This is a genomic window from Streptomyces sp. TLI_55, from assembly GCF_900206255.1.
In the GTDB taxonomy this organism is placed as follows: Bacteria; Actinomycetota; Actinomycetes; order Streptomycetales; family Streptomycetaceae; genus Streptomyces; species Streptomyces aquilus.
Genome location: NZ_OAOJ01000009.1, coordinates 1 through 3,235 on the forward strand (window position 1 = coordinate 1; position 3,235 = coordinate 3,235).

Consider the following 3,235-nt stretch of genomic DNA (forward strand, 5'->3'; position numbering starts at 1 on the left):
TTTGGCAGCGACGTTACTGTGTTCGGACGGTCGCCTCACTGAGGTGTGTCTGATCCCGCATCGCACGATGCGCGTCCGGCCGCGCCTGGCGATGTTCTCGCGGGAGAGCTGTATCCCTCATCAGGGCGGTTGTCGCACTTGAGGCCGTAGTAGACCTCACAGCCTCGCGGTCGTCGGCAGGCTCCTGGGCGGGAGGCCTTCCTGGCCGAGTAGTTGTCCTAGACTCCGCGCACGTACTGGGCGAGATCCGTCAGCACGGAGTCCTCATCCGCATGGAGCGTCACTACGTCCTCGTGGCGGTCCCATCGGCGCAACCGCACACCTGGCCCGCCAAGCGGTGAGGGGCTTGCAGGTCCCTGACTGGTCGACGCCCAACTTGCAGCCGTACGGGATCGGGTGGCTCTGGCCCTTGCGGCAGACGTGGGACTCATGACGTGCTCGTGGGGGAGCCATCCAAGATTCGTGAACCCGAGGTTCTATGCTGAAGGCCACGCGCCTCGGCACTTGGGTTCCGTCGGATCAGTGCTTCAGAAATCGCGAACTGACGGGGGATGAGCATCGGGCAGTTCGCCGCAGTGTAGGGCTGGCACTCCGGGTGGAGCGCGGGTTCGGGGGAGTAGCCCTGCTGCTGGTCGGCAGGACGGACGATGACGAAGAACCGCTCTTCAAGAGGCTGGGAGCAGATCTGGCACAGGCGCTCAAGGAAGGCATGCCGGGCACGGTCGGCGTCGAGGCTGCCGAAGACGGCGTGCCCGTTGTGGATCAGCGATACGTACGGCACGACCAGTCCGCCGGCCAGCGGCCGGGCGAGGCAGCGCACGGGGATCGCGCGGCTCATCGAAGTCACACTCCCTTCCCGGGAGTTGCGGGTGAGGACGGGACGAAGGGGCCGGGGGGGGGCAGCGCTCGTGCGCTGCCCCCGAATCTCCGGAGCGGTCTAGGAGTCGGCCGGGGTGTCGGTGAGCTCGATGCAGGAGGCCGGGACCTTCGCGAGCCGGTAGCGCTTCTCGTCCTTGGCGATGCGGAACCGGGTGCCGTTGTTCGGGTCCAGGCGCAGCCGCTCGGTGGAGGCCTCGTCCAGCAGGAAGTCGAAGCGGGTGCCCGTGCGGTTGGGCTGCTGGACGGTGCCGGTCAGCAGGCGCAGGCAGGCCGGGCGGATCGTGGCGGTGATCCGCCCGGTGCGGCCGGGCGTGATGACCGGGCGCTGGTCGGCGTCCAGCTGGAGCAGCCGGTCCGTGGCTGCCTCCTGGACGACGGCCACGGACACGACATCGGGCAGTTCGCGGATGAAGGCGCGGACCTCGGCAAGTGTGGGCATGGGAGTGTCCCCTTCCTGTTGTGTGGGATGGCCCGGGCATCTGTCACGCCCGGCGGGAACCGGTGCCTGAAGGCGGGCCGGGGGCGGGCACCGGCTGATGCGGTGCCCGCCGGGTGCACGGCGGTCAGCCGAGCGGGTAGAGCACCAGGGCGGCGCGGGCGTTGGCCGGGATCTTCTCGAACAGCTCGCGCAGCTCGGCGTCTGCCGCGAGCTCGCTTTCCAGCGGGTAGACCTCGCCGGTCAGGTCGTAGACGGGGGAGTAGCGGCCGTGCGCGTACGTGCTGAACGGCGAGTAGAGGTTGCCCTCGGTGTCACGGGAGAGTACGACCAGGGTTTCGCCTGGCAGGCTGGCCCATTCGTTGCCGACGAGCTGGCGGAGCACGTCGAGGGTGAGCGGCTGGTCTTTCTGGTCTTCCCCGTCTTCCGGCGGCGTGGGCTCGGCAGGACCGGAGTTGGGCATGGCGGACTCCATGGCGGATTGGTCGAGTGTGATCCGGGGGCCGGGCACCGTCGGTGCCCGGCCGCGTCGTGCGTGTGAGGCCTGGCGGGAAGGTCAGTCGGCCGGTTTGCCGTCGGCGTCGTCGCCCCGGTGTGCGGCGACGGCCTGCTCCTCGACCTCGGACAGCCGGTAGCTGCCCTTGTCGTCCTGGCCGAGCCTCTCCAGGAGCAGCAGGTAGGCGGCCTGCTGGGGGGTGGGGTCCTCCCACAGGAAGCGGACCTGCATGCGGGCGTCGTTCCAGCCCTTCGGCTCGCGCATGTCGCGCTCGAAGGCGGCGGCGACGTGCGCGAACAGCACATGCGCCGTACGGGACTTGGACAGGGTGACCAGATCCGACAGCCGCACCCGCTCGAAGGGGCTCTCGGGCAGCTTCACGCCCAGCAAACGGGCCACGTCCTCGGCCTCCTGCCGCTGCGCCCACTTGCCGTAGAAGGAAGGCAGGTCCAGCAGCACCCCGAGGGCGAACCGCCAGGCCTCCTCCGGCAGAGCCTTGCTGCCGCGCACCAGCCGGGCGACGAACTCCTTGCGAGGCCCGGCGGCGGCCTTCCAGGCCCGGTTGCACGCGGTGGTGCGGGCCCGCTCGGCGGCTTTCTCTTCATCCTCGGCCGTCTTGGTCGGCTTCGGCTTCGGGCGTACCTTGTGGCCGTACTCGGCCGGGTCGGCGCAGTACCAGACCGGCCGGTTCTCGTCGTCGAGCCGGGCGCTGTGGCCGGGGCATCCCTTGTGGTTGTCCTCCTCCAGCGGCCTGCCCAGCGGCGTGGTCAGCTCCGACAGCGGGTGAGCGGTGTCCTTCTCCCCGTACGCCAGTTGTGCGGGCAGCAGGGGGATGCCTGCCTTCTCCAGGGCCGCGACGGCCTCCTTGCGAGCGGTGCGGTCCTCCTGTTCGGCCTTGAGCAGCGCGAGTTCCTGGTCCCAGTGGCCGCGCCCGCCGCCCTCCTCCGCCTCGTCGCGGGCCAGCGCCCGCAGCAGACGGTCCTGTGCGCGGGGCACGTCCTCGACCTCGGCGAACTGGGCGATCTGTTCGAGGTCCATTCCCCCGGCGGAGGCCCGGCGCAGGGCGGCGTCGTCGAGCTTCTGGGCCCGGCCGAGCCGCCTGCCGGTGCCGCGCCTGAGACCCAGGGCACGCGCGGCCTGCTTCTGCTCGACCTCGTCCATCCCGATCAGCGACAGTTCGGCGGCCTTCAGGGTGTCCTTGGGGGACATGCCCTGGCGCTGGTGGTTCTCGATCAGGGACAGGAACTGTGTCCAGGCGTCCCGGCCGACCAGGTCGGCACGGACGTACGCCTTGATCTGCCGCTTGGCGTGGCCCTCCGCCTCGGCGGTGGCGTTGGCGACCTGCGCGGCCTGGGTGCGCCGCCAGCCCTTGAACGCGCCGTACGTGCCGTCCGGGCGGGGGCGGACGCTGACCGGGTCCTGGA

At 70.4% G+C, this 3,235-nt stretch carries 4 protein-coding genes; all 4 read right to left on the reverse strand.

Features of this window, described 5'->3' with window-relative positions; translation table 11 throughout:
* Positions 1 to 427: 427 nt before the first annotated feature.
* On the reverse strand, positions 428 to 838 hold the full coding sequence (locus CRP56_RS46465) for a hypothetical protein (RefSeq protein WP_257042487.1): 411 nt from the start codon (positions 836 to 838) through the stop codon (positions 428 to 430).
* A 99-nt stretch (positions 839 to 937) separates the two neighbouring features.
* Positions 938 to 1,318: a hypothetical protein gene (locus CRP56_RS46470; RefSeq protein ID WP_097276337.1), complete on the reverse strand. Its 381-nt coding sequence runs from the start codon at positions 1,316 to 1,318 to the stop codon at positions 938 to 940.
* Positions 1,319 to 1,442: 124 nt separating this feature from the next.
* Positions 1,443 to 1,778: a hypothetical protein gene (locus CRP56_RS46475; protein WP_257042489.1), complete on the reverse strand. Its 336-nt coding sequence runs from the start codon at positions 1,776 to 1,778 to the stop codon at positions 1,443 to 1,445.
* 93 nt (positions 1,779 to 1,871) lie between these two features.
* The coding region (locus CRP56_RS46480; protein ID WP_097276341.1) for a hypothetical protein at positions 1,872 to 3,235 on the reverse strand (1,364 nt) is incomplete at its 5' end.

What these genes read in the sequence shown, in the direction of transcription:
- CRP56_RS46465 (WP_257042487.1), bottom strand. Translation starts at nt 838, where the DNA reads ATGAGCCGCGCGATCCCCGTGCGCTGCCTCGCCCGGCCGCTGGCCGGC.
- CRP56_RS46470 (WP_097276337.1), bottom strand. Translation starts at nt 1,318, where the DNA reads ATGCCCACACTTGCCGAGGTCCGCGCCTTCATCCGCGAACTGCCCGAT.
- CRP56_RS46475 (WP_257042489.1), bottom strand. Translation starts at nt 1,778, where the DNA reads ATGCCCAACTCCGGTCCTGCCGAGCCCACGCCGCCGGAAGACGGGGAA.